32 protein-coding genes are annotated in these 23,344 nt (G+C 51.8%); 2 read left to right on the forward strand and 30 right to left on the reverse strand.

The window, feature by feature from the left end; translation table 11 throughout:
• Positions 1-28: 28 nt before the first annotated feature.
• The 19 genes from QLG09_RS16995 to QLG09_RS17085 all read right to left on the reverse strand — a co-directional run bounded on the left by QLG09_RS16995 (position 29) and on the right by QLG09_RS17085 (position 13,680).
• Positions 29-2,530: a MoaD/ThiS family protein gene (locus tag QLG09_RS16995; RefSeq protein WP_282489138.1), complete on the reverse strand. Its 2,502-nt coding sequence runs from the start codon at positions 2,528-2,530 to the stop codon at positions 29-31.
• Positions 2,472-2,909 carry an NlpC/P60 family protein gene (locus tag QLG09_RS17000; protein WP_282489139.1) on the reverse strand — a complete coding sequence of 146 codons (438 nt, stop codon included), beginning with the start codon at positions 2,907-2,909 and terminating at the stop codon, positions 2,472-2,474. The genes QLG09_RS16995 and QLG09_RS17000 overlap by 59 nt, the downstream gene beginning before the upstream one ends.
• Entirely contained in the window at positions 2,902-3,372 is a 471-nt protein-coding gene (locus QLG09_RS17005; RefSeq protein ID WP_044865745.1) for a hypothetical protein, read from the reverse strand. Before QLG09_RS17005 ends, QLG09_RS17000 begins: the two co-directional genes overlap by 8 nt.
• A complete protein-coding gene (locus QLG09_RS17010; RefSeq protein WP_078774515.1) occupies positions 3,372-3,866 on the reverse strand; it encodes a hypothetical protein in 495 nt (164 codons plus the stop codon). Before QLG09_RS17010 ends, QLG09_RS17005 begins: the two co-directional genes overlap by 1 nt.
• Before the next feature lie 2 nt (positions 3,867-3,868).
• Entirely contained in the window at positions 3,869-6,202 is a 2,334-nt protein-coding gene (locus QLG09_RS17015) for a tape measure protein (protein ID WP_078774516.1), read from the reverse strand.
• A gap of 38 nt (positions 6,203-6,240) precedes the next feature.
• Positions 6,241-6,534, reverse strand: a complete 294-nt coding sequence (locus QLG09_RS17020; protein WP_014883990.1) for a hypothetical protein — start codon at positions 6,532-6,534, stop codon at positions 6,241-6,243.
• Positions 6,535-6,610: 76 nt separating this feature from the next.
• Positions 6,611-7,351 carry a DUF6246 family protein gene (locus tag QLG09_RS17025; protein WP_282489141.1) on the reverse strand — a complete coding sequence of 247 codons (741 nt, stop codon included), beginning with the start codon at positions 7,349-7,351 and terminating at the stop codon, positions 6,611-6,613.
• Positions 7,352-7,401: 50 nt separating this feature from the next.
• Positions 7,402-8,157: an Ig-like domain-containing protein gene (locus tag QLG09_RS17030; RefSeq protein WP_078774518.1), complete on the reverse strand. Its 756-nt coding sequence runs from the start codon at positions 8,155-8,157 to the stop codon at positions 7,402-7,404.
• A gap of 59 nt (positions 8,158-8,216) precedes the next feature.
• On the reverse strand, positions 8,217-8,600 hold the full coding sequence (locus tag QLG09_RS17035) for a hypothetical protein (protein ID WP_282489142.1): 384 nt from the start codon (positions 8,598-8,600) through the stop codon (positions 8,217-8,219).
• Positions 8,597-8,965 carry an HK97 gp10 family phage protein gene (locus QLG09_RS17040; protein ID WP_282489143.1) on the reverse strand — a complete coding sequence of 123 codons (369 nt, stop codon included), beginning with the start codon at positions 8,963-8,965 and terminating at the stop codon, positions 8,597-8,599. Before QLG09_RS17040 ends, QLG09_RS17035 begins: the two co-directional genes overlap by 4 nt.
• A gap of 62 nt (positions 8,966-9,027) precedes the next feature.
• Positions 9,028-9,177, reverse strand: a complete 150-nt coding sequence (locus QLG09_RS17045) for a hypothetical protein (protein WP_282489144.1) — start codon at positions 9,175-9,177, stop codon at positions 9,028-9,030.
• A 185-nt stretch (positions 9,178-9,362) separates the two neighbouring features.
• Positions 9,363-9,713 (reverse strand): hypothetical protein, encoded by a 351-nt coding sequence (locus QLG09_RS17050; protein ID WP_282489145.1) that lies wholly within the window; start codon positions 9,711-9,713, stop codon positions 9,363-9,365.
• The gene (locus QLG09_RS17055; RefSeq protein ID WP_045907350.1) at positions 9,713-9,886 is read right to left on the reverse strand and encodes a hypothetical protein; all 174 of its coding nucleotides are present in this window, start codon (positions 9,884-9,886) and stop codon (positions 9,713-9,715) included. Before QLG09_RS17055 ends, QLG09_RS17050 begins: the two co-directional genes overlap by 1 nt.
• A complete protein-coding gene (locus QLG09_RS17060) occupies positions 9,883-10,161 on the reverse strand; it encodes a hypothetical protein (RefSeq protein ID WP_282489147.1) in 279 nt (92 codons plus the stop codon). Before QLG09_RS17060 ends, QLG09_RS17055 begins: the two co-directional genes overlap by 4 nt.
• Positions 10,161-10,541, reverse strand: coding sequence for a hypothetical protein (locus tag QLG09_RS17065; RefSeq protein WP_282489148.1), 381 nt, complete (start codon positions 10,539-10,541; stop codon positions 10,161-10,163). The genes QLG09_RS17060 and QLG09_RS17065 overlap by 1 nt, the downstream gene beginning before the upstream one ends.
• Positions 10,542-10,543: 2 nt before the next feature.
• Complete coding sequence (locus QLG09_RS17070) at positions 10,544-10,945, reverse strand: hypothetical protein (protein ID WP_193152136.1); 402 nt, start codon at positions 10,943-10,945, stop codon at positions 10,544-10,546.
• Positions 10,946-10,954: 9 nt separating this feature from the next.
• A complete protein-coding gene (locus QLG09_RS17075) occupies positions 10,955-12,031 on the reverse strand; it encodes a major capsid protein (protein WP_282489149.1) in 1,077 nt (358 codons plus the stop codon).
• An 11-nt stretch (positions 12,032-12,042) separates the two neighbouring features.
• A complete protein-coding gene (locus QLG09_RS17080; RefSeq protein WP_282489150.1) occupies positions 12,043-12,483 on the reverse strand; it encodes a hypothetical protein in 441 nt (146 codons plus the stop codon).
• Between the two features lie 3 nt (positions 12,484-12,486).
• On the reverse strand, positions 12,487-13,680 hold the full coding sequence (locus QLG09_RS17085) for a DUF2213 domain-containing protein (protein ID WP_282489152.1): 1,194 nt from the start codon (positions 13,678-13,680) through the stop codon (positions 12,487-12,489).
• Between the two features lie 45 nt (positions 13,681-13,725).
• Between QLG09_RS17085 and QLG09_RS17090 the strand changes: the two genes are divergently transcribed.
• Entirely contained in the window at positions 13,726-14,082 is a 357-nt protein-coding gene (locus QLG09_RS17090) for a Rap1a/Tai family immunity protein (protein ID WP_032648637.1), read from the forward strand.
• A 184-nt stretch (positions 14,083-14,266) separates the two neighbouring features.
• Here QLG09_RS17090 and QLG09_RS17095 read toward each other — a convergent pair whose 3' ends face one another.
• From QLG09_RS17095 to QLG09_RS17120, 6 genes are all read right to left on the reverse strand, one after another.
• Entirely contained in the window at positions 14,267-14,896 is a 630-nt protein-coding gene (locus QLG09_RS17095) for a hypothetical protein (protein WP_282489153.1), read from the reverse strand.
• Between the two features lie 32 nt (positions 14,897-14,928).
• Complete coding sequence (locus QLG09_RS17100) at positions 14,929-15,918, reverse strand: phage minor head protein (protein ID WP_282489155.1); 990 nt, start codon at positions 15,916-15,918, stop codon at positions 14,929-14,931.
• Entirely contained in the window at positions 15,866-17,233 is a 1,368-nt protein-coding gene (locus QLG09_RS17105; RefSeq protein ID WP_282489202.1) for a phage portal protein, read from the reverse strand. The genes QLG09_RS17100 and QLG09_RS17105 overlap by 53 nt, the downstream gene beginning before the upstream one ends.
• 80 nt (positions 17,234-17,313) lie before the next feature.
• Positions 17,314-18,789: a terminase gene (locus tag QLG09_RS17110; protein WP_282489156.1), complete on the reverse strand. Its 1,476-nt coding sequence runs from the start codon at positions 18,787-18,789 to the stop codon at positions 17,314-17,316.
• A gap of 9 nt (positions 18,790-18,798) precedes the next feature.
• Positions 18,799-19,248 carry a DUF2280 domain-containing protein gene (locus QLG09_RS17115; RefSeq protein WP_282489157.1) on the reverse strand — a complete coding sequence of 150 codons (450 nt, stop codon included), beginning with the start codon at positions 19,246-19,248 and terminating at the stop codon, positions 18,799-18,801.
• Between the two features lie 32 nt (positions 19,249-19,280).
• The gene (locus tag QLG09_RS17120; RefSeq protein ID WP_282489158.1) at positions 19,281-19,919 is read right to left on the reverse strand and encodes a putative metallopeptidase; all 639 of its coding nucleotides are present in this window, start codon (positions 19,917-19,919) and stop codon (positions 19,281-19,283) included.
• Between the two features lie 80 nt (positions 19,920-19,999).
• Between QLG09_RS17120 and QLG09_RS17125 the strand changes: the two genes are divergently transcribed.
• A complete protein-coding gene (locus tag QLG09_RS17125) occupies positions 20,000-20,485 on the forward strand; it encodes a hypothetical protein (RefSeq protein ID WP_041162635.1) in 486 nt (161 codons plus the stop codon).
• Positions 20,486-20,574: 89 nt separating this feature from the next.
• Here the strand turns inward: QLG09_RS17125 and QLG09_RS17130 are convergent, their stop codons facing one another.
• The 5 genes from QLG09_RS17130 to QLG09_RS17155 all read right to left on the reverse strand — a co-directional run bounded on the left by QLG09_RS17130 (position 20,575) and on the right by QLG09_RS17155 (position 23,262).
• Entirely contained in the window at positions 20,575-20,793 is a 219-nt protein-coding gene (locus QLG09_RS17130) for a hypothetical protein (protein ID WP_232944733.1), read from the reverse strand.
• A gap of 629 nt (positions 20,794-21,422) precedes the next feature.
• Positions 21,423-21,809: a DUF2570 domain-containing protein gene (locus QLG09_RS17140; RefSeq protein WP_282489160.1), complete on the reverse strand. Its 387-nt coding sequence runs from the start codon at positions 21,807-21,809 to the stop codon at positions 21,423-21,425.
• Positions 21,806-22,249, reverse strand: a complete 444-nt coding sequence (locus tag QLG09_RS17145; RefSeq protein ID WP_282489161.1) for a lysozyme — start codon at positions 22,247-22,249, stop codon at positions 21,806-21,808. Before QLG09_RS17145 ends, QLG09_RS17140 begins: the two co-directional genes overlap by 4 nt.
• The gene (locus tag QLG09_RS17150) at positions 22,233-22,574 is read right to left on the reverse strand and encodes a phage holin, lambda family (RefSeq protein WP_047361835.1); all 342 of its coding nucleotides are present in this window, start codon (positions 22,572-22,574) and stop codon (positions 22,233-22,235) included. Before QLG09_RS17150 ends, QLG09_RS17145 begins: the two co-directional genes overlap by 17 nt.
• A 331-nt stretch (positions 22,575-22,905) precedes the next feature.
• Positions 22,906-23,262, reverse strand: coding sequence for a hypothetical protein (locus QLG09_RS17155; RefSeq protein ID WP_282489162.1), 357 nt, complete (start codon positions 23,260-23,262; stop codon positions 22,906-22,908).
• Positions 23,263-23,344 lie beyond the last annotated feature (82 nt).

The raw sequence follows: 23,344 nt of genomic DNA on the forward strand, positions 1-23,344 counted from the left end.
GTCGGGTTTGGTTGCACGTGGACGGTTCTTATTGGTAAATCAGATCGCTATACTCAGCAAGGGTTAACGCTGTACTTCCCTTTCCATCTGGTTGCTTGGCGGTGATAGTCCACTGTCCTGCATCCAGTTCCTGAGACGTGGCAATGACGTATCGGGAAGGCGACTGGACGTCGACACCATCGAACAGGTTCAGGTAGATATCAGGAATGGCAGCGGTAAAGCCAAACGCGGTGTCAATGCGCGGGGATGCCGGGTATCGTGCAGTAGTAGCACCGGACGAATCCGTGACCTGCACAAACATGGTTCCTGAGAAGTTGATGCGCTCACTCGTCTCAAAGTCATTGCCGACCCGTGACACGATGTATCCGGCCTGCTGGTTGGTGTCGTATGTATCCGGCACCTGGACCATATCGCCAATGTTTACCCACTCTCCATCTGCCATTGCTGTAATAGCCATGGTCATACGGGAGAATATGAGCCTCTTGCACTCGCGCAGCGCCCGCTCGTCCGCCTGATACCTGTTCCTGACGTACAGCATTTCGAACTTTTTCGCCTTGGCCGGCGATCCTTCGATGATGGAATTGCCGGATATCCGGTACCGGACAAAGTCCTGCTTATTGGTGTCCGGGTTGCGGAACTGCACTTCAACTCCGTCATAACCGCCTGGAAGCGTCATGTCGTAAGAAAGCGAGTAACCATCGGGCTTTGTGTTTGAGCGGTTGAATATCGTGGCCGCAGATGTTTTCCTGCTGTCTCGGGTGAATGACAGCACACCGTTATCGTCATAGACGGACACGCTGGCAGCGTCACAGATGGTCTCCATGCGCGATCCGAGCGACACATCCTCATCGTCAAAGGTGTAATCGAAGTAGCCGAGTCGTGGATCGATGGCGTCGATTTCAGCCTGAATCTGGTACAGGCCGTAAATGTCGATGCTCGACTCCGGCTGCTGACCGACCACAAGCCAGTTAAACAAGGCAATATCTGCAAATTTCCGTGACGGTCGGAACGTATAATCAACCTGCTGAGTAGTCATGTTGTAGGTGATGACGTGGCGGGTGATCAGCGCGTTGTATTTCCTGTCTCGGCTGCCGGTGGCGTTCTCTGTCGCCCGGACGACTATTTTCACCAGCGTGTCATCAGGATGTACAACATTGGTCCTGACGTTGATGGCGTGAATCTCCTCAAGCTGAATTTTGCTGTCGCTGGCGCTGTTTGTTATGCGTTCAAGCGAGACGGCATAGCGTCCGTACCCGGCTGCAGGAGTTTGCTTATATGTCCGGTAGTAGGTCTTCGAAATGCCCTTTATCCCTTCGACAATCGCATAAGTCACCGTCTCCTCCGTGCCAGGGATCTGATTATTATCATCATCGACCTTCCACCATTTAATTTTGAAAGAGTCGTTGTGCTGCCCGGCGTAACCGGCAATCACGTGGATCCATAGCTGAGTTGACTGCACCGGGGAGATAAACGGGCCTACCACAAGCGTTCCGTTATCGGCCAGGATAAATTTTGTTGTGTTAATGGTGACGCCTGATAAATCAAAGCCCGGTGCTGAGATTTTATTGAACGAGAAAGTGTAATACCTGACCGGGTTAATGACGCTTCCGTCGTCGCTTTCAACGATGCTTATCATCGACCCTGAAAGCTGGACTTCTTCCGTTACAGAACCACCCGGCACCGGCCTGGTTACATTGATCGTGAAAGTTACCGGGTGAGGGAGGATCAGGCCAAGGAAATAGTCAAAATCAGCCTGTTTTACGATTTTCATCGCAATTTCACCACCAGCGTAAACGCCACTTATGACGGTTGTCGCCGTCGCGCTTTCAATTGGCGTGCCTTCTTTTTCGTTTGGCCCGAGAAGTTCCTGCCCGTCAACGTCGTCAAACTGGTAACCCTCGATGACCTGGGGGATCACTTCACCGGGCTGATAAATGGTGTAACTTGCTCCCGCCATTGAGCCAAGATTTGTTTCAGAGAACCGCACAGAGGTTATGTCATATTTCCCCAAGCCAAAGCACATAACCTCAGTTACGTATTTCAGCCAAGTGTTATCTGCACCGCCCGGGACATATTCAAAAACTGATTCCTGGGTGAGGTCGGGAAACGCCCTGATCTGCCCGAAGTTATCAGGCTTAGCTTCGCCATTGCGCGCGATGTTGGTCTGTCCCTTCAGGCTGTTGTTTGGCGATGTTTTGCTGTTCCCACTGGACGCGCTCGCATTGGGTTTTGGCATCAGGCCGGCAAGCACCTTCTGCGTAAACTTAATGGGATTGAGGTGCTCGAGTGGGTTCAGGATGGTACCAATCAGACCGCCGCTTTTAGGCTGGTCAAAAATGACTACCCTGTCATTTTCCTGAAGAATAAAGCCCAGCTCTTCTTCAGGCTGCAGTTCTTTGCCGTTAACATTAATGCGGATATCGCGGTGGAAGCTCTCCTGAGCAAGCCAGTCATAAAACACCGTCCCTGTCTCAACTACTGCCCTGTCCTTCGGCATCCCCGGGACGCGCTGAATTTCGATTACCGGCATACTGGTAAAACTCCACTCTTGTGAATAGCTTCTGAATTGTCCGTATCGGGTCAAATCTGACATGCCCGTTTTCCCCGCGGCTGTGCAGCACCCGGCCGCCCAGTATCAGCCCAACATGCACGGGCTGACTGCCGACCCAGGCCACGAAGATCCCTTCATCGCAAAATGTTTCGCTTCGCTGCCAGAACACGACATCAGCGTCATAGCAGGTCATGAAGTCGCGCCCGGATTCGTAGTCCGCATTCTGGTGTACCTCGATACCGAGAACATGCCGGTAATACATCACCACCAGACCCCAGCAGTCTGCTGCGTCGAAACTGCACGCCCGGTTACTCCATGGCACGCCCTCAATTCGAGAAATAAACTCGTCTCTATGCATTCTGAAGCCCCGGGTATTCTTCGACGGTGTACAGACGGCCAACGTTCCGGTTTAGCGGATTAATGCGCGTGAGGCTGCATGTGACGTCCTTGTCATCCATTGAGCAGTCATTGACATAGAGCGTCCAGGACTTGATAGCTGTGCTCATGTCAGCAGCGTCGAACTGTTGATAGGTGGCAGATATCGGCGTGATGCGCGAATGCGCCTTCCAGAGTTTCAGCTTCTGTTTAAAGTCCTGCGCCAGGCGGCTAAATTTAACCGTGCTGTCGAGTACCGGCGTATTGCTTTGCTGGCTCTCCGTAAGCTCCATCCGGCATGGAGTGAACACCTGACCGCCGAGCGTTTTGGGGAATATCTGGTTGTTCACCAGACGCACATATCCAAACGTCTCGTTGTAGAAGGTGATCGTCTCGTAAAGTATCCGGTTCGGTCTCTGGCTCTGAAATTCTCTCAGTGTGGGCATTACGGAACCCTCGGCAGGCTTTCCGGATCACGTCCATCCGGGTAACCGGTGACGATGATATCGAGCCATGAACCCCACGGAGGCGGAAGCTCGACAATAATGTCGTCAAACTCATCATCCGAGTTAACCAGTTCTCGCGAGATAACATCACCGCTCCAGGTGAAAATGGAGCCGGATTGCGACCATGTCGGCCAGGAAAGGAAATGCAGTTCCTGAACTTCAAGGCCTGTGTCGCCAGTACCGGTCCCGAGGCACATCGTGAACCACTGATTGCAGTTATCGAGGTAGTTCGGGCTCCGCAACCACTGCATGAAGGCCCGGTGCTGATCCCTGGTGAATATCCACGTAAGAGAAAAGGTGGTCTTCAGGTCATCGGTGAGCTTCTGAAATATTGGCGCGCCGACCGCTGGCTGGTCCGTCCGAAACCCGGTATCGGTCGACGGCGTTTTTCCTTTTTGCGCCAGGGGAAGCCAGTCAGGATATGGAATAGGCATAGTTAGCTCCTTGCCTTACGTGGTGCCTGGTGATTTCGCTGTATGGCCTGACTGGCAGGACCACCGTTATCGAGGTCATAGACGAATGCATCCACCGTCCAACCTCCATTTCCGTCTGGTGTTGCCTGCGCATCTACGTTTGACGACGTATAGTTGTTGATATTGACCACTACTCCACCACCTCCGCCATTCGTCAGATCCTTATTGCTAATCACCTTTCCGTTGTCGCCGGGGATCATGTACTGACTGCCATTGCTGGCCTGGTAGATTTCAGGCATGCCGCCCTCGCCTACCTGGTACATAGAGCCAGCTGATACAGGACCGCCATTTTTACGCTTACCTGCGATACCACCAGCCATCGCCATGGCGGCAATAACTGCACCGATACCAATGGCCGCAGCACCACCGAACGAGCCGATAGATGCCACAATGGCTGCAGGTGTCCACGCAGCAGTAGTTGCCGCTGCAGAAGAGACGCTCGCTGCGGTAGTTGTCGCCGTACCGGCTACAGCCGCCGAAGTTGTAGCTGCAGTAGCGGCTATCTGTGCGCTGCTGCCAGTAACTGCGGCCTTCACCCACTCCATGCCCATCTGCACGAACGTATTTACAACGCTGTTTAGCACAGTGCTACCGATGGATTGCAGGGCTTCAGAAGCTGACATGCTGCCAGTAATAATCCCTGTCAGGGCGTTTGATGCGTTGTTGCCGAATGCTTCAAAGGCTGCAGATGCGGCCTGCGTGGCAAGGTTTTGCTGAGACCACTCTTCCCACATGGCAGCATTACGCTGGTCCCGGTACTGCTGTTCAATCGCAGCACGGGCAGCTTCTGCCTCGCCAATTTTTTGCGGGTATAACTGGGCATATAACTGGATGTCAGCAATGTCTTTCTGATACTGGCTATCAAGACCGGCTGTTTTACTGGTCTTACCCTGGATCGAGCTGAATTTGTTAGCAGCTTCAGTGCGCTCCCGCTCTGCTTTTGCCTGCTCACGCAGTGCATTAGCATTATCCCAGGCTTTTCCTGCCAGTTGCCCGGCGAGCATGATTTGCTCTTGCGAAGCAGTATTACCGAGAGACTGCTGTGCGTTCAGTACGGCCTGCGCGCGCGACAGTTCGCCTACACTGCCCGCAGACAGCTCGGCCTTTTGCTTCAGTTCATCCAGTTTTTGGTTAACGGACTCCTGCGCTTTGGCGTATTGCTCAGCATCTTTCTGGGCTGCGGACTTACCGCCTTTTGCCTTGCTGCCGGCGGTAGTTCCGGTGGTTTTTATCTCGATCGGCTTTGTGTTAGCTGCGGTTTTCGAGGCTTTCGTGACAGCATCCAGATCGCCAACCAGCATAGCGGCTTTATTACTCAAACCAGCCAGCGCTTTGTTTTGGGCTTCCCACCCGTCCAGACCGAGCCATGACCATGTGCGGGCCCGGCGCGTGAACATTTCCGCGGTACTGTTCAGATCTGAGATCTGTGAATCGGCAGAGATGGCTTTGCCGGCAAGTCTGTCCAGCGCAGCAGTCAAAGAGTCAATCACAGCAACCATGCCAGAGCTTGCGCCCGTTGCCTGGTTTACCGAATCTATCATCGACAGGAAAGAGTTTGTCAGCGCAGTGTTTGCCTGTGAAAGCGTACGCGGCAGCTTCTCGAACTCAGCATTCACTGAACCGGTTTGTTTCTGAATGGCGTTTAGCGCGTCCTCAGCGGTTAGTTTCCCGTCCAACATAAGCTGACGTAACTGTCCGATGCTGACACCCATTCCCGCGGCGATCTGGCGAGCCAGTTCCGGCATCTGCTCAAGGATGGAGTTGAATTCCTCAGCCCGGACCGTGCCAGAAGATATAGACTGGCCGAACTGGCGGAGCGCATTAGCCATTTCCTCTGATGAGGATCCACCGATGCGCCCGATTTTTTGAAGCGTCTCGGTCAGCTGTAAAATCTGACCGTTTGTCGCACCGGTATCGCGCAACGCCGTGCTCAGGGTTTCCCAAAGCTTTTCCGTGTCCTGAAGCGACCCGCCTGTAGCTGAGCTGATACGCATCAGACTCTGCATTGTCTGTGAGGCCGCGGCGGCGCTACCGGTTAGTCGTTCAATTCTTGCATTCAACTGACTCATGTTGTCAGCAGCAACGAGAAACGCCTTACCCCAGTCAACAACCAGTGACGCTGCAATGGCACCTGCTACGCGGTTGATATTCGTTTGCAGCTCATCCATCTTTTTGGCTGCATTCGTGGCAGAGTTGCCAATAGAGTCGAGCGACTTATTGGCCTTTCCCTGCGCCTTCAGCAAGCCAGAAACATCGGCTTCGATGTCGTAATAAATCTCGCCTGCTTTTTCAGACATCAGTTTTCTCCGGGCATAAAAAAACCCGCCGTAGCGGGTCAGGTTTTTGACTTGTGCCTATGAATCTCTTCCTTGAAGAAATCAAATGTCCCTTTATTTGGGTCAATATTTTTTCTACAAGTGGTGAAGTCTTTTGAAAGTTGACTTCCATCGCCTTGTTCACTTAACGATTTTTCAGTTAATTCGATGACAGCTTGTGATGCATCAGAAAGGCAATTTACTTGTTGCTTCGCGAATTTAGTTAAAGTCCATTGGATACCATAAATGCTGGTAGGTACGCCAAAAATGATACCTAAAGCCCAGATGATAGCCTTTTGCTTAGGAGTTAGCATTTTATAACCCTGAGGAGGAAAGTTCAGATTATTCTAATCTTTCAAACACAATTAATTAACTCCTACAATTCGCAGTTCAGGTTTTTAAAAGGTTACGTTCGCGCTCAATCATTGCCTTCCATCGACGATCATCATCATCCATAACCGCGTCATACTCTTCCCTGGTGAAGCCTTTCTGGTCCGGGTATTTGGCGTTCAGCATCATGGCGAATTCGGTCATGGTTAGCTCCATCGCCTCTTCCTTGCTGATGCCAAAATGATTGCGGGCGGCCATGATGTATTCAGTCGCATGAAACTCAGAAGTCGTTTCCTTACTTTCGTTCTTCTGCAGCGTCCTGACTCTTGCCCGTCCGATGATGCCATGCATCATCAATGACTGAGCTATCAGAATGAGGTTCTCAGGAGGTAGCGAACCGCGGTGCCATACAAATGTACGTCGTCCAGTACGGGATAGCTCATGCCATCCAGTAAGCTCAGAAACATCCTCATCGCAGCAAGACTGGATGACGTTGATCGCAGAGAGTAAAGTTTCACGTAGAAACGCCGCTGAACCTGCAGCTTCAAGCGCCCAGAGAGGATGCGTTACATCTCCGAAGTAGTGTGCATAAAATCTTCTCTGATGCTCAGGTATAGCGCTGTGAATTTCGCGCGCTGCCTCAAGCATTTTCGCCACGTCATCATTGAAGAGTGCATAGAACGTGCGGACGATATGCCCTGGCTCGCCTATCCGCGTCATGTTACGGAACGACGGCCGGAAGAAAAACTCACGCTCGCCAGCGCCGATAACGCACTCGCCAATTTCTTTCAAAGGGGTCATATCGCTCTCCATAATCAGTATCAAGGGCAGCACGCCGCCCTTTGTAGTGATTACGGTGCGGCAGTTACGGTAACAGCGCAGGTGTCAGTAAAGTCACCGTCAGCCGTAGTTGCCGTAATAGTCGCGGTACCAGCAGCAACGGCAGTAACCAGACCGGTTGAACTGACTGTCGCAATGGAAGGTGCCGAAGTCGTCCAGGTGATAGACTTATTCGTAGCATCAACAGGCTGAACTGCGCCGCTGAGTTGCTGGGTTGCCCCGACGACCAGAGATGCAGTTGCCGGGGTTACTTCCACACCAGTGGCTGCGATGGAGTCAGCAACTTCAAACACAACTGTGTCAGCGTCGTAGACTTTCCACTCTCCGGAGAAGGTTGAGATATCGTTGGTACCGAAATCAGCGGACCATGAAGTGGTGTTCATGTACCCCTGGATATAAGTACCGGCGTTCTCACCCGCGAAGTCAAAGCGAACCCAGAGATTCGGCTGTCGACCGGCCTGGACTTCATCGAAAATATATTTCGAAAGCCTGAAAGCGCCGATCTCGTTGTCTTTATCAGACTTTCTAAGCTCCCCTTCACCGGAGATCGTCAGATCCATGTTGTTGACCAGGTTCTCCACCAGCCCTTTAGCATCATCTGCTTCAGAGTTGATGGTGTTCATCGAATAGTCGATGCCCTTGGTCGTCATAGCGCCGAGACGCTTCCACTCGGAAAGCGCGGGCACTGCGTCGGGGCAGCCAAAGGCCATGCGTAGCACAGCTACTTTCCCGATCAGCTTGCCAAAATCATTAGCACAGCCTTGCATGTGTACCTCTCAAATAAAAAAGGCCGCCGGATGGCAGCCTGATGGGTTGGTGATGGGGGTTATTCGCCGTATACGCACATAAACTGAAGCCGGAAGACCAGGCGGCCCTCTTCGGTCGGGATGGGTGCCGGCATGTTACCGAGGTTTTGAATCAGGCCAAGGCATTCATCAGTAATGTCGTTCTGTTCGACATAATTGATGATTTCCTGAGCCTTCTCTGCTGCTGCGCGTCGCTTGTCCTTGGCGGAGATGATATCCACCAGCACGTAGTGGTCAGACCCGAGGTCATTTCGGATGTCGGTACCGCCGTTGGGCCGGAACACGATGAATGCGTCAGTTAACTTCTTTGTATCGTCCCACGCCAACAACTGAACAATGAAGCCAGTGGTAAGCCCGGCATCAACGAAATAGTTACGCACGCGCTCGTACATGGCTGGTGTCATACTGAAAGCTCCTTGCGCATAACGGCATCAATCTGGCTGCGGGTGTCTTCAAAACCTTTTGTGAGGAACTCTTTGTGCGCGGTCGAACGGCGGAAGGTTTGCGGCACATTCGGGTCATGAACGAACACAGCGTAGTTCGCCGTGTATCCCACACGCCCTGTCAGACGAACGCCGTTATTTATCAACTCCCGATACTGGCTATTAAGCAGCGTTGAGGTGTCGATAGGCGTATAAAGCGCGGCCTGTGAGCTGCCGATTATCATCGCTGACTGTAATGCCCGGACAACCCTGCGCCCTTTCACATCGTTGATGATGCGATTGAGCCCGGCTTTCGACTGCTTAACGCCGCGCACTTTGACGCCCATGGTTTTCTCCAGGCAATAAAAAACCCCGCCTGAGCGAGGTTTGGTGTCATTTAAACGGTGAATCAAAAAGGGAGCATTGCGCAAATTTCAGTGTACCAACTATGAAAAGCAGGTAGATCATCTAAAAACCAGAAGCCTAAAACAATCATCGCCATGCCCATTACCATATGAAAGATAATGCTGAACCAGAATTCAATAGGCTTTTCATCCACGTGTATGTACTCCTTTCGGAGCGTTCCTTTGAATGTTTTGGTATAAACACCCCGACGACAGTAGACAAACGATTGTACCAAGGAGATTGGGCCAACCAAAAATACCGCGCACACCGTGAACCAATATTGAAATCCCATTACCTTTCAATCCACGTAATTTTTTCCCCTATTATTGCACAGGTTTATCAGATTCCAGTAAGGATGGCGTAATCATCAGTCATACGCTCGAACGTGTCGGCGTAGCGGATAACCTGCCGCACCTCGTCGGCACCGGCCACAACCGGGTCGGCTTCGGTCGATACGCCAATCAGCAGATAATCACCGGCAGCCGCCAGCGCAAATTCCGTCCAGACGGTGTTTTTCACGACGATTTCGGCGCCCAGGCTGGCTAACTTCTTGCTGAGTCCGCCCTCGTAGTCGCAGAGGATTTGTTCAGGCTCGGCATAGCCCAGCGGATCGCCGTATTCGTCATTGCCTTCCAGCTTTCGCCAGATGGTTGCCGTGGCTGTATATGACCAGTTCGCTACCGATGACATCAGCCCTCCTTCCAGCGCAGCACTTTCGCGCCAGTCGCCCGGATGCGCTCACAGTTGATGTGCCACTCGCCGTCAGATTTGACGTAGCCGGTAGTCTCACGGCCGGTATCGGTCATCACCCAGACGCGGGTGAACGAGCGCGGCAGACCTTGCTTAACTGATTTGTACGTCATAACGCATCACCTACCACTGTGAAACCGGTAAGTTTTTCGTCATCTTCATACACGGCTGCTGCGTAACCAGTTCCTGGCTTAGCCATGGCATTCACGAACCCGAGCACACCCATGGTGATGATGCCATCGCGAGACTGAGAGCAGACAAATGGGATGTCACTGCCGAGAAATGCGTCGTTGCATACCACCCGGTGATTGACCAGGTCAGCCGCCGCCGCAGGGTCTATCGCGAATAACTGGTTCAGTAGCTCGGCAATTTGTTTTGCTTCAAGCATCAGCAACATCCTACAACCATGAACAGGCCGACACTGTTACCGGCGCTTATTGGCAACTCACCGGTGCAGCCGCTGGTATCAAGCCGGGCCAGCGAGTCGCGCAGCCAGGTAATGCTGTCGTCGCCATATTCAAACGAACGGGATGCGCCAGACGGTGCACCCTGCGATTTGATGCGGCGTGCGCCGGACGACGTAGCCATAAGCGCGGCGGCATACATTAGGATCAACTTCGCGGTGCACTCGTCATAACCTGCACCATCGAGACACGGGATAATCTTGTTCACCACGCAGAGGATCGGCTCCAGCAACGCGCCCGGAATGGAATAACCCAATTCACCGAGGAACGCCTGCACGTCTGCCGCTGTGATTGGGTCAGCCATGGTTATTTTGCCTTCTTGATAGCTTCTGCCAGTGCGGCCTCTGCTTCGTCAGCGCGTTTGTTCGCGGATTCCAGCTCAGTTGCATGAGCCTGCTTCAGCTGCTCGAGGACATCTGCATGCTCTTTGTCTTTCGCATCAGCGTCTGACTGGGCCTGCTTCAGCTGCTCGAGGGCATCATTGAGCTTTGACTGCAAATCGGATGTACCGGATGCAACTGGCGCAGACGGTGTCGCCACTTCGAAGACGAGCTTTTCACCCTTCTTCTCGGTGGATTTCTCAACCTTGCCCTGCTCAATCCACTTTTCAGCGATTGAGTCATCGACGTCATAAACCTGTCCAGCCTCCAGCTTTTGAAGGCTGGCACCGGCAAAGAGGTTTGCTACCAATACCTTTACGAGTGCCATGTTTTTTCCTTAGCTTGAAGCGTGAATAACAGAGTAGTGACCGTTGATGTCCTGCTTGACCATCAGGCCAGCAGCCCCCCAGGTACGCCAAACGTAATCTGAGTTGTAGAACTGGCGCGGGTCTGCGACGGTACCGAAGGCCTGACCGACGATCGGTGCAATCACGCCAGCCTGCAGTGGCACGATTACGATTTCGTTGCCGGTCAGCTCAGCATCTTCTTTGATTGCCGAGATGCCTGACAGCTTGGAGATCTCTTCAAGCACAGTGCGTAGAGAGTTCACATCGAAGTACTGTTCCCAGTTGGACATGATTTCGCTGGATACGTACCATGTTTGCTGTCCGTACTGCATGTTTTGCAGCTTGAGGACGTCACGCAGGGCGATCGCCGCGGCACGCATGGCTTTCGGGTCGGTGCTGGTTGCAAAGTTAACCGTCAGTGAGACCTGCGCTACACGCTCATCATGACGCAGACCTTTCCAGGTCTTGTCATCGAATTTGATGTAGTTACCGTCCGCATCGCGGAAGCCTTCCCAGATGTAGTCGACATACTGGCGACGTACGTCATCGACAGAACCAGCCTGAGCGTCAGCAAGGGACGAGAGCGCAGAGCCTTTGTTGAATACCGGGTCACGCCAGTTGAACTTAAAGCCGCTGTCGTGGATCGGCACCATGGTGCCATCGAAGGTGTACGACTTCGCATCCAGCGCAGCACCAATCTGACCGGACATAGAAGTGTGGGCCCATCCACGGCCGCCGGTGCGAGCGTATTCGTACACAGACTCTTCCAGGTGAACTGAGCGAGACAGCGGCATCAGGTCGTTCAACAGCGTGAATTCGGTGTTCGGTTCGAATTGCTTCAGAACAGTCTGGTCATAGGCCTTATACAGACGGCGGATATCGTCGACTGCGTTAACAGCATTAAGCTCTGGCGTATCTTCCGCATCGCCACGCCATTTAGTGCGGGCAATGAAATCAGCGGCAGCCTGAGCGCTGGCATTGCGAGCTGAAGTCAGCTTTTTGAATTGAGAGGAGTTAACCTCAAGGTTCCCGGTTTCGGTCGCCTGCTTAGTGGAGAATACAAACATTCAGGTGCTCCTTATTTAATGACCACGCGCAGGAGGTCACCTGCCGTTGCAATGGTGTATGAGCGGTCTTCTTCTACGTAGCAGCGGACCGATTCACCAGTACCGACAGCTTTAACTCGACCGTTGGCCACAGAGAGTGGCTGCCCTTTTGTGTAAGTGCCTGCTGCAGCTGGAACGTTGAAGAAAACGCCTGGAGTTGGGTGGAAAGCAACAACCCAGTCGCCAGCCTTGATGATGTCATCTACGGTTTTACAACGCAGGTAGTCATAGTTGGCTACGTAGAGGATCGCGGTTTCATTACCATCCACGGAGGCAGTGAATTTCTTCGTAGTGTTATCGAAGAAACCAATCGTGCCTGGAGGCGTATCAGCGGCTGCTGCACCTTCACGGTGAAGTTGTGGGTTTGCGAAGATACCGCCCGCGTGAATTACGTGTTTTCCGTCTTTAGCCATTTTTTACTCCGGCATTTCGCTGACTGATTGGGTGTTGGTTGCCTGGCGGAATGCACCGTTCAGGCCGAAAGAGGTCTGGCACTTGGCGTACATCGCGTCGAGAGCCTTACCGTCCAGATCTGCGACTTCGTCATCGCTCATGTTCATCGCCAGCTTCACAGCTGCGCGCTTTTCACCTTTCTCTTTGTCGGCGTTAGCGTTCAGGCTGTTGAAAACGACGTCCACGCGATCCGCGAGTTTCTGCGCCCACGCTGGCATCTCTTCGCTGTTGGTGGCCTGCTCTTTAGCCTTCTTGTCATCCGCTTCTTTCTTCTCACGTGCGGCCTTCTCTTCGGGCGTTTCTTCTTTGCTGTCGGCGTTTTCTGCCAGCATCTGGTTATATGCGTCCATCAGTTCGGCATCGGTTTTACCGTCAACCGATTTACCTTTGGCCTTCAGCGCATTAACGATGAGCTCTTTCATCGGGTCTGTTTCCTTCTGGGTTGAATCGCTGTTGGCGCCGAAAAACGCCTTTAGCTGGTTGAAAAATGTTTTGAATGCGGGGTCTTGCTGGTCTGGGGTAGCGGACTCTTCGAGATTAACGACCTCGATTTCGAGTTCATCACCCTCGGCGTTAACGAAGATGCCAACACCCTCTTCCGGCGTTCCAGCGCCAGGCTCATCAAGCAGCACGGCCACATGGTCAAACATCATGTTTGTGGCGATCTCGTTGTACTTCTTGCCCTTCGATTCGCCGTTGGCGGCGATTCCGGAATACAGAAGGCCTGTGGAGATGTGGATCGGGTCGGAGTTGGTGCCAGCCAGCATCTCATCCAGGCGGTTAATCAGGCGCTTGCCCTTGTCGCTAGACTCGGCGTACTGACGGTTAACGTACATGTCGCCCATCACCTTCCCGTCTTTGTGGCTGACGTTCTGTAGCCAAGCTCCGACGTGGTACTCGTTTACCGCCCGGACATCGCGCGCCGAAACATGCTTGCCGTCCACTTTCGGGTGGCCCAGCGGCATCGGGTTACGCTCGAGCGTGTTGTAGGCCTTTTCGATTTCTGCTGCCGGGTACAACTTCCGGTTCATCACAATATCGTCCACGACAGGCGTGATGCCGCGAACCACGATATGTGGCTTGCCGTCGATGGTTTCAGTGGTGATGTTTGAAGCGGAGTTGACGACGGTCAGCACGTTAACGCGGTTGCGTTTCATGCTGGATCCTCGTTAAGTTATGTTTATTCAAACAAAAGGGGTGAGATGATGATTAAAAAGGCCATGCTAATTGGCGCCATTGGTTTGTTCGGTGCGCAGGAAGCGCAGGCAAATTTTTATACAGGGAATCAGCTTTTTGCCTGGGGCGAATCCTTGATGAGAGTCAGAGAAAACAGAATAATGGGTTCTGATATCAGCGACGCAAACATGTATTATGGATACGTATCAGGAGTTTACGATCTAGGTAGCGGTGTACTTTTTTGCGCCAGCAATCAACTTAATCTGAACCAGATTTCTGATGTCGTATATCAATACTTGAAGCAAAACCCTAAACGCCGGGCTGAAAACGCTTCTGATTTAGCAGTTGACGCTCTTAGTGAGGCGTTCCCTTGTAAGAAATAGTTCCGACAAGCGCCTTCGTTTAGATTTTTCGTAACATAGGCGCTCTACAGCACCATGGGAAATAGTCCAGCGCAGTTACGCACTGATAGCGCACAGTCCGACCGCACCCACAACACCAATAGACTGTCATGCAATGTCCTCATTGGTGGAAATCTGGTAAAAAAAAGGCCGCCGAAGCGACCATTTAGTTATTTATTAAAACATCAATCCTATCGTGAATACTATCAATGTATGCCTCAACACCTGGGTGAGGATAACCATAGTAGTAATCAGAAGGATCTTCACTGATGGTGTTATGAACGATGTCATTAGTGCGATCTATAAGCAATTTTTTATATTGCTCATTAGGAACATAGATTCTTTCCACATCATCCAAGGGAAGCTCCGGTTCGTTAAGTCGCCACTCTCGCTCCCAGGTGAAATCAATTCCATAGGGTGCCTTTTCTGACTTCGCATCCAAATCGAAGGGCATGAAACGCCAATGAATACTCTCATCTATAAGTTGCTTATCAGCTATCGGTGAATAGATTACTGGGCGTCCGCCGGCAGAAAACACACTTCGCTTTGAGAGTTGAAACCCAAATGGTTGATATTTAGAAGTGTCTTCATTAATTGTATATTTTGTTGATTCTGTAAAACATATGCATTCATGGCCACCTATTTCAATTGTGATACCGGCTCTGATCACACCATCATTTATGATTTTGATAAGGACTTCAAATGCAGCATCGTAGTCGCGATTGTTATCTTTCATGAAAGGGTTTGCTTTTATCCAGTGATAAAGGAAACCCGAATAGTCATTTCTCTTGGCCATACTCTCCCCCTTGGAAAGTATGAATTTATATACTAATCAACAGAAAACCAAGACTTTCTCTCTTTCTTCATCTTTTCCTCCAGACCCTCATTGAAGATGCTGCCGTCGTCGTTGAGCAGCACCGGAATCTGGCTGCAATAGCAGTTGTACCGATTGCCTTTCTCAGCGTAGAAGTCCCGCACCTCTTCGGTGGTGTAGACCTTGCCATGACGGCTGGCGTGCCAGGGGCGAGTGGCGGGCTTGAGTGCCGACAGCCACATCAGGCCAGTATTTAGACCCAGCCTCTCGGATGCCCAGTCAGTTTCACTCCACTGCGCCTGTCGCAGCGCGCCGACCTGCTCAGTCTGAGCGATAGTCTTTGCCTTCGACATTGATACATCGAGGCGCTTACTGACGATGCTTGCCGTCTCTCGCGGGTTAATGCCACGACCGATAGAGTCTGCAATGACATTGGCAAGGTCTGCACGCGCGGTGTCACTGATGCCCTTCCAGTCGCTGTACGTGCTAACGTAGGCGCTGGATATCTGGTTCTGATAAGCCGGGCTGGATAGTAACTGCATCAGCGTAGTCTGGCTGGCATATACTGGTGACTGCACTGAGAGGTTTGTGTAGGCATTCAGCGTGCCGCGCTCATATTCTGCGGTGACGTAATCCATCGCCCACAGGTTATGGCTGCCTCCGTCGAGCAAAGCATCGTCCAGGATGGTTTTAACAACCTGAAGCAGGCTTGCCAACTCTGCCGCGTTCATGTCATAGATGAACTTTCCGGCATTCACCTGATACAGCGAAGGCTCAGTGCCATCGTTGTTGCACATCATCCAGGTCCGTTCGGCGTTAGTCTCTCGCTCCTGACCGGTAAGACGCAGATCAAACAGCGCCTTTAGCCTGCGCTTGATGTTCAGATACCGGCCTTCGATATCATTGAACATCCTGCTAACCTGCCGCGATGATTGCGTCGGATCAGCTTTGTTACGCGGTACGATTGGCGTCCCGATTCTCATCTTTTGGGTTGAGAGGATCATCGGTCGTTACCTTTTGTTGGGGGTCTGGAGTCTTAACCTCTTTGCGTGGCTCAAGCTCACCCACTGCTCGGATTTCGTTTTCATCCACTGCCGGTGTTCCGTATGCCTGCTGGGTGTCTTTCGCTACTGCGGCCATTGCCTGCATGTTGGCAATCTTCTCTTTCTCGCTCGGCGCGAGCAGATCTGACCATGCCAGCGTGACCTCTCCTGATGATGGAGGGTCAATGACACCAACGGTCCAGAAGCTCTTAAGCACGCTCTCAACCACCGTTGACTGGAATCCCCAGCGGCGGCCATTACATCGCTTTGCCCATTCCGTCTTATCTTCATCTGAAGCAAGGCGGCCAGTCTGCTGTCCAAACTGCATCGTGAAAGGGCTTTGGATTGAGGCAGAAAATTCGTTAGCGGTAACTTCCCATGAAGGTTTTGGATCTGCTGGCGCCACCGATAACACCGAAGGCGTACCGGCCTGCATCACCAGGGCAGCATCTGTTCCTCGGTTCATCTTGGAGACTTTATCGTTCAGCGCTTCTCCAAGGTCTTTATATCCAGCATCTGTGGCTTGCTTAGATAGATTCGCTATACCGGTTTCTTTATCAAAAGCTATCGCTAGCTGTCGACTGGCGTTCTTTAGAAACCCTTCAGCACTACCACCGGAAATCTTTTCAAGATCGAGAAGTTTGTTATATCCAGCGCGCAGGAAAGGCACGCCTGATAGCATGTTCTCGTCTTCAGAGCCTTCGCAAAGGATGATGATTCGCTCGGGATGAACAGTTACGCCGCGCACCGGGCCATACGTGCCATCATCCCCTACTGGCTGCTCGTTGAAGTTGTACGAAACCGGCTGACCGTATGTTTCTGAAAGCGTATCGGTATCGAAGTTGCCCGGCTTTATCTGAGACTCCCAGGCAGGGATAAGCTTAACGATAGCTTTATCTTTCAGCCGTGACACCACCGTCCTGTCTACAGGCTCGAACCACTCTCTTCCGTCACGAAACTGGATGAGCAATGCCGAGTACCGGCCAACAAGGTTGCGGCGATCCGCATCCTTTATCTTTGGCCAATGCTTCTTCATTAGTTTGGTGACCGATTTTTCCCACTGGGTGGTTTCGGTGGACTCCTTCGAACCATCTCCATCGATAATCGTCGGATTATCTACCCAGCAAGAATCGAGGAGCTTATGCACAGCTGCAAACGCAACCGCGTTACGCTCATAGGCTCGATAGTAGCGGTCGAACTCGAGGTTGTTTGGATAGCCGAATTCATCCCATAGTTTCGTGCGCTTGGTGTTTCCCGGCTGGCCTGCGTACAGCATGCGCTGCCGCCCGATAGCATCAGCAAGGGCGTTAACGAGGAAGTGTTCCCCGGTGCTTAATTCACTCACTGATGAGCTCCTTAGAAGAATACTGCGCCGACCTGCTTATGGTTGTTCTTCGCTACTGCAAAGTAGCGGAAGCTGTCAGCACCGTGTGATGTGAAGTCATGAAGCGGTTTATCTTTCCAGCAGCCGCGCTTGTCATCCCACTCTTTGCGATAACCTTCGAGGTGAGATATGCCCTCGGCACACTTCTCCTCATCGAATACACAGGATGGGAGAATTTCACGCACCGACTCAATGCCGGTATCGACACCAGTTTTAGGCACAACGTTGAATGTCATCGAGTACACCTGGCCGTCGATTTCATAGCCTTCCTGCGCAAGCTCTTTGCGCGATTTGGCGTCAGCGCCGAACTCGCGGTTTTCGATGTCGTGCGGCCCCCAGTGCTCGCCGTACTCATACCCACGGTCTTTCAGCACCTTCATATAGTGCCTCAGGCCTTCGCCGGAATTTTCGTAGTAGTCGATGACATGGAACTCGGTACCCACCTCGCGAACGAACCAGATAGCTGTGGAGTCGCCCACGCCGATATCCCAGAACGTGTGTACCGGAAGGTGCGAGTTATCCGGGATTTGGCCGATACGCTTGTTGGTGTAGAGCCAGCGGAACTGCTTGGCGTAATACGCGCCCTCGACCGACTGCTGGAACGCTTCGGCCGGAATGGTCGGGTATTCGCGCTTCATGTCGTCGCCGAGCGTTTTCTCTTTGGCGTAGTACCAGGCTTTCTGGCGTTCGTTGACGACTACGCCGTGCTTCGCCTCCATTTCAGCGAAGTAATCAATCAGGCGTACCGGCAGTGATTCCACCGGGTCAATTGCGTACTGCGGATTCTTCCACCAGGAGAAGAAGAAAAACTTCCAGTCGAGGTTGGACAGTTCCTTACCCTGCAGCATGGCCTTCTCAGCCTCAGTGCAGTAGTCATAGAAATAACCAGCCCGCCCCTCAGCAGTACTCTCAAGCGTAATTACGCCACCAAGCGGCACAGCTTCGAAAGCACCGGTAACAATCTCCTTAGCCTTCTCTGGATACTTGGCACATATCTTCCCGAACTCTGATACGTGCAGGCTGTACAGCGTGCCGCCTCGGAAGGATGTTGACACTGTTACACTGCCGCCTTTCGCGAATACGTACTCGCTGGTCGTCTCTTTGACGAGAGGATTGGCCAGCTTGATATCGTCAGGCATCCGCTGATATGCAAACTGCGTTTTGTTTCGGAAAAGCCTTTCTGCATCCGGAAGTGAGTGAGCGATCAGGGCGCATTCTTTTTTATGGAAGATCGCCAAATCAAGCTGGATGATGCACACCTCTGTGGTGAAACCGAGTTGGCGTGCTTTAAGTATTACGTTGCGGTCGTGCATGCCGTCGAAATACTCCAGTTGCTCCGGAGTCATCTTAAACGTTACACACTTTCCGTTTTTATCTTTGATTTTGTACAGGTGGTTGAGACGCCATAGCCTGTTTTTCAGGAGCGCTTTCTGCTTTTCAGTTAACACAGTCACTCCTTACAGGTCTTCATCTCCTATCTCGTCCATGACAGATGCAACTGAGCTCACGGCAAGGCCGCCTGAGTGTTCAACCTTCTGCTTATTCGTGTACGCATCCCCGCACTCTTTGGCGGCCTGCTCCATAAGGGAGGCCGCCAGCGCCATATTTCGCATGCTCTCGGCCTTTGTCATCATCCGGTCAAGCGCACGGAGGCGATAGGCTTTGTTGGCGATCGGGATGTCGCTTAATTCTGTCTGGAAGCGTTTACGGGTTTCGTGAAATAGCTCAACCCATTTCTGCGCCAGCCCCCTGCCGTTTGCTTTCGTCGGGTCGTGAGATTCGACCTGCTGACGAGTGATGTTCAGGTCAAATTCTTTTTTGACCAGCTCCACCACCTGAGATGGAGTATCGAAGCAGGCAAGAGACTGAACGATGAAGGCTTTGACCTCACCTTTCAGTGTCGCCATTGATTACCTGCCTGTCATAATCAGTCATATTGTTAGGCCAGCTTTAGCATGCATGTACCGCATGACCTGGCTATATCGATGTGAGCCACTTCTGCTGGCGCATTGGCCGCATCAACGAGCTCCTGTACTTCTTTGCTGGCACCGTAACGACGTACGACTCCAGTGAATTCTTCGACGTCGTGGCCGCGCAGTGTGAGCACTGGCTGCCCGGTCTCTTTGTTGAATTTAGGCGCGCCGAAATCATCGGTGGCCTGGGCGATGTGGTAAAGCTCATGCTCTACCAGCGCGCAGAATTCGAGGTCACTGCATTGCGTGCAGTAATCAGCTGCCAGCGTGATGATGAATTTCGGGATGCGCCCGAACCATTCATGCATCTGCTGTTCCATTCTGGCCTTCTGCCAGCCACCGGCGCGGAGCATTACCTGTTCGGCCTGACCGAGGACTAAACGCCCTTTCTTCGCGAACGAATCTGAAGCCCACATGAAGCAGATATCAGCATCAATCAGGTGTTTGTGGTCAGGGTTATGGATTCTTCCGGTATCGCTGAGGATTTGGCGACTTATCCACTCATGCACTTCGTTTGCAGGAATCAGCCTGGTGAATGGCTGCCAGTTGTCGGAGTCGATGAAGTTAACTGGCGGGTATGGCCTGCGCTCGTCATCGTTTTGCATTTCCACTCCGTTGCGCCAAAGATTGGGCGGATGTATCGTTGTAAAAAAAATGTGAATCACCGACAAGCAACGAGGCTTACATGGGAACATCATTCTGGTTAACAGTTGGAACCAGCGCACTGATCGGTGCGTGTTTAACAGGACTTTGGAATATCGTAAAAGATATTCTTTCACGCAGAGCTGAGGCCAAAGCTCTTGAGAACGGTTTAATCGCTGAAGTTAAAACACTTTCCCATCTGTTACAGGTTCGGCGATATAAAAAGACGCTGGAAGATACGCTACAAGAAATGATTGCTAACAATCAGGATACTGTTGAGTTTAGCGTTTTTATCCATGACAATTTCAATCCTGTTTACAGAGCTAACGTTCAAAAAATTGGCATGCTAGACAATGGGTTAGTAGAGCATATTGTCAAATATCATGCTTACCTGTTTGCCTTGGTATGTGACTTACATGAGAAGTCTATTTTGGCAAAGGATGGTTATACTCAAGATGCATTAAAAGAGATGGTGCAAATTTTAAATGATGCAGAGGCTATCTCAGATAAAATTGCAAATTATAAATAGTTTTTTTAACCACTCGTCACTTCTGCTACTCCGGACAGGTACGCTATTCTGATCTCCTCCAGTCCAGCCCAGTCCGGTTTGCTCATTCGTTACTCCGTCGTTTGTTCTGCTGGCTGTTCTGGTTGATCTGCCGGTACTGGCGTGAACTGCACACGCTTCACATCGGCTGGAGCGAAATACAGCCACTCGCCCGTCTCTGTCGCCAGCGGCACAAAGCCGTTAACCAGCTCAGGCTGACGTCGTGACATCTTGCCCGTGAAGGTTTCGCCTGTTTGGGTGGTTAGCGTGATTTGGTAGATGTCTGACATTGAGAGCCTTTTTATCCGCTTATGTGGATATTGCCATTACGATGGGCCTACCCATGATGATGGCAACAAAAAACCGCCCGAAGGCGGTGTAGGTGAAAGGCAGACCAGGTTAACGCGAATTACTGAAGCATCCGAGTGCCTATCAGCCCTAGGCCAATATGGTCCGTACGCAACAACGTCACCTGAGCCCCCTGGCTCTTCATGCATTAACCAAACAGCTCGACCTGAATGGCGGGAGACTCCAACGTCCCAGACGCGGGTGGTAAAACTCTCAAGATGGTCGCCCATCCCGGAAATTCTCCCTTCTCACTAGCCTTTCGAGTTCTGTTACCCCTGGCTCAGGAACCCTGACGTCGAGATCAACGGTTGCTTAAGGGGAAGTCCAAAAACTGGGTCAAAAAGACCTCCATGAACTTTCCGTGGGTTAACAAACAGATGTTAGCGAAACGGAGACATGAATCAAGCATTTTTATTGCTGACTGAGAACCCTATTTTTTTCTATATCTCTTATCCCCGCCTTATCCAGATTGCACTGCCCCAGCGCCGTATAGAGTTGCGCGTTTAACTCCAGACTTGCCTGCCACGTGAACGGAACCACCATTCCGGGGATCGGCGTGTCAGCGGTCAGGTCAGCGCTTATCGGCACCACTGGAGCCGGAACGTAAACTGTCTGCGTATTCCCGCAGGCTGTCAGCAGCGGCAGAAGGAACAAGCTGGTTAGCACACGGATCGCCTTCAAGCGCCTGCCTGATGTAAACAATGCGCGTCTCGCCTTTTTTGGCCAGTTCGTTCTTTGCATTCTGGGTAGCCTGTGAGATGTCACGGATGAGGTTCATCGCTGTGATCACGTTGCCGGTGATCGCCTCTGATGTTTCGGCCCGGACCTTCGCTTTATCGCGCTGGTCTTTGTAGGTAATGGCGTTGTCGCGGTAGTGGTTCACGAAGAACGCCAGCACGCCGATTACCGCTATAACCAGCAACTGCAACCAGTAGCGTTTAACCAGCGCGCCAATCACGACAGGAACAGAGCGCGCTCTGCCTCGCGGCGACGGGTAAGCCCGTTCAGGACTTTTCCACCAGCTTTATTCCAGCGCAGGAACTCATCAGCAGCACCAGCGTAATCCTCGACGTTGAGTTTTCGCAGAAGGGTCGATGTCGACAAAGACCGGGCGCCGAGGTTATAGGTGAACGACACCAGGGCATCGAATTGCCCCTGAGTCAGGCCAACTTTGACCAGGCGTGACACGTCACTTTCGTAGCTGACAAGTCCGGTCTTCAGCAGGCGTTCTGCCGTTTCCTGCTTAATCGCCATCCCGGCGCGGATCTGTTTTCCGTCGACAGGCTGAGTCCAGCCATATCCGATAGTCCACACGCCGACACTGTCCTGGTAGGCGGTTAGCTTGCAGCCTTCGAACTGCTTGATCAGGGCAATGCCTTTATCACTGGTTTGCATCACCGCCTCCAAAGCGAGAATTAAACACCCGGGAAGCCATAACCTTAACCTGCTCTACCCCAACAAACCCGAGCGCGCCACCTATAGCAATAGACAGGGACTGCGGGAGATTGAAGTAATCAAGAGCTGACACAGCGGTAAGGGTTAGGGCTCCGCAGATTGCTCCTTCAAGAATCATTTTCTTCCAACCGCCACCGCCGTAAGCGATTCGCATGGCGGCCATGACAACCGATAGCAATACGGCACCCATCGGCGTTTCGCCACGCCACCAACTGTGGAGTAGTTCGATAAACTCCGTCCAGGAGTGGGGATCGTTATGCATTTTCATAGTCTCTAACCTCCGGCTTAAAAGCGGGGGCTGTGTGTTTGAAAGGGGTCAGGCCCTCGGGACGATTTAACAAGTAGGCGTGTCGATGATGGTTCCCAGAGCCTGAAATAAAAAACCCGGCGACAGGCCGGGAATATGAGGGTAAGGCAATGTTGGCTCTCTGGCCGAAGGGTCCCAGGTAGTGGGTTCTGTGTGTGATGACCGGTACTGTTGTTCCGGCATTGGGAGCCACCCCATCATGTTGGGTTATGAGCCCTTCACGCCAATGCTCTTTCCTGTTGTGCAGATACAAAAAAGGCCGCTTTTCTGCGGCCTCAGTGCATTCATAATACTAATTATCTGGATTCCAGATAGTTTCATCCAACTCGAAAACTAGACACCTTTTAGATTTATCCAGAGAAAATTCTGCAGTTCTTGCTTCTTGATCTAAATAATCCCTATCCTTACAACCTTCGAAATACTGAACATCAACCTCAAACTCAAAAGAGCCAGCATTATCGCCTTTTTCATACCAGACTTCGGTCACCTCAAAGCTGTCTGATTGATAGGTATATCGTGCATCGCCACGATAATCAGCCATGACATAACCTTCAAAGTAATGTGCATGCTGCTTTATAAGATCTCTAAATGCTGCTTCTGTATTTGAAAAATCATCAGGAACATAGATCTCATATCTTTTGGTGCCCATTGGGAAAACCTTAGAGTTTGATATTAGAGCAAATATTAAAACAAAAGCCACCGGCTTTAACCAGTGGCTTGAAAGGCTTTTC

It is taken from the genome of Enterobacter sp. V89_11 (assembly GCF_029967775.1).
Lineage (GTDB): Bacteria > Pseudomonadota > Gammaproteobacteria > Enterobacterales > Enterobacteriaceae > Enterobacter > Enterobacter ludwigii.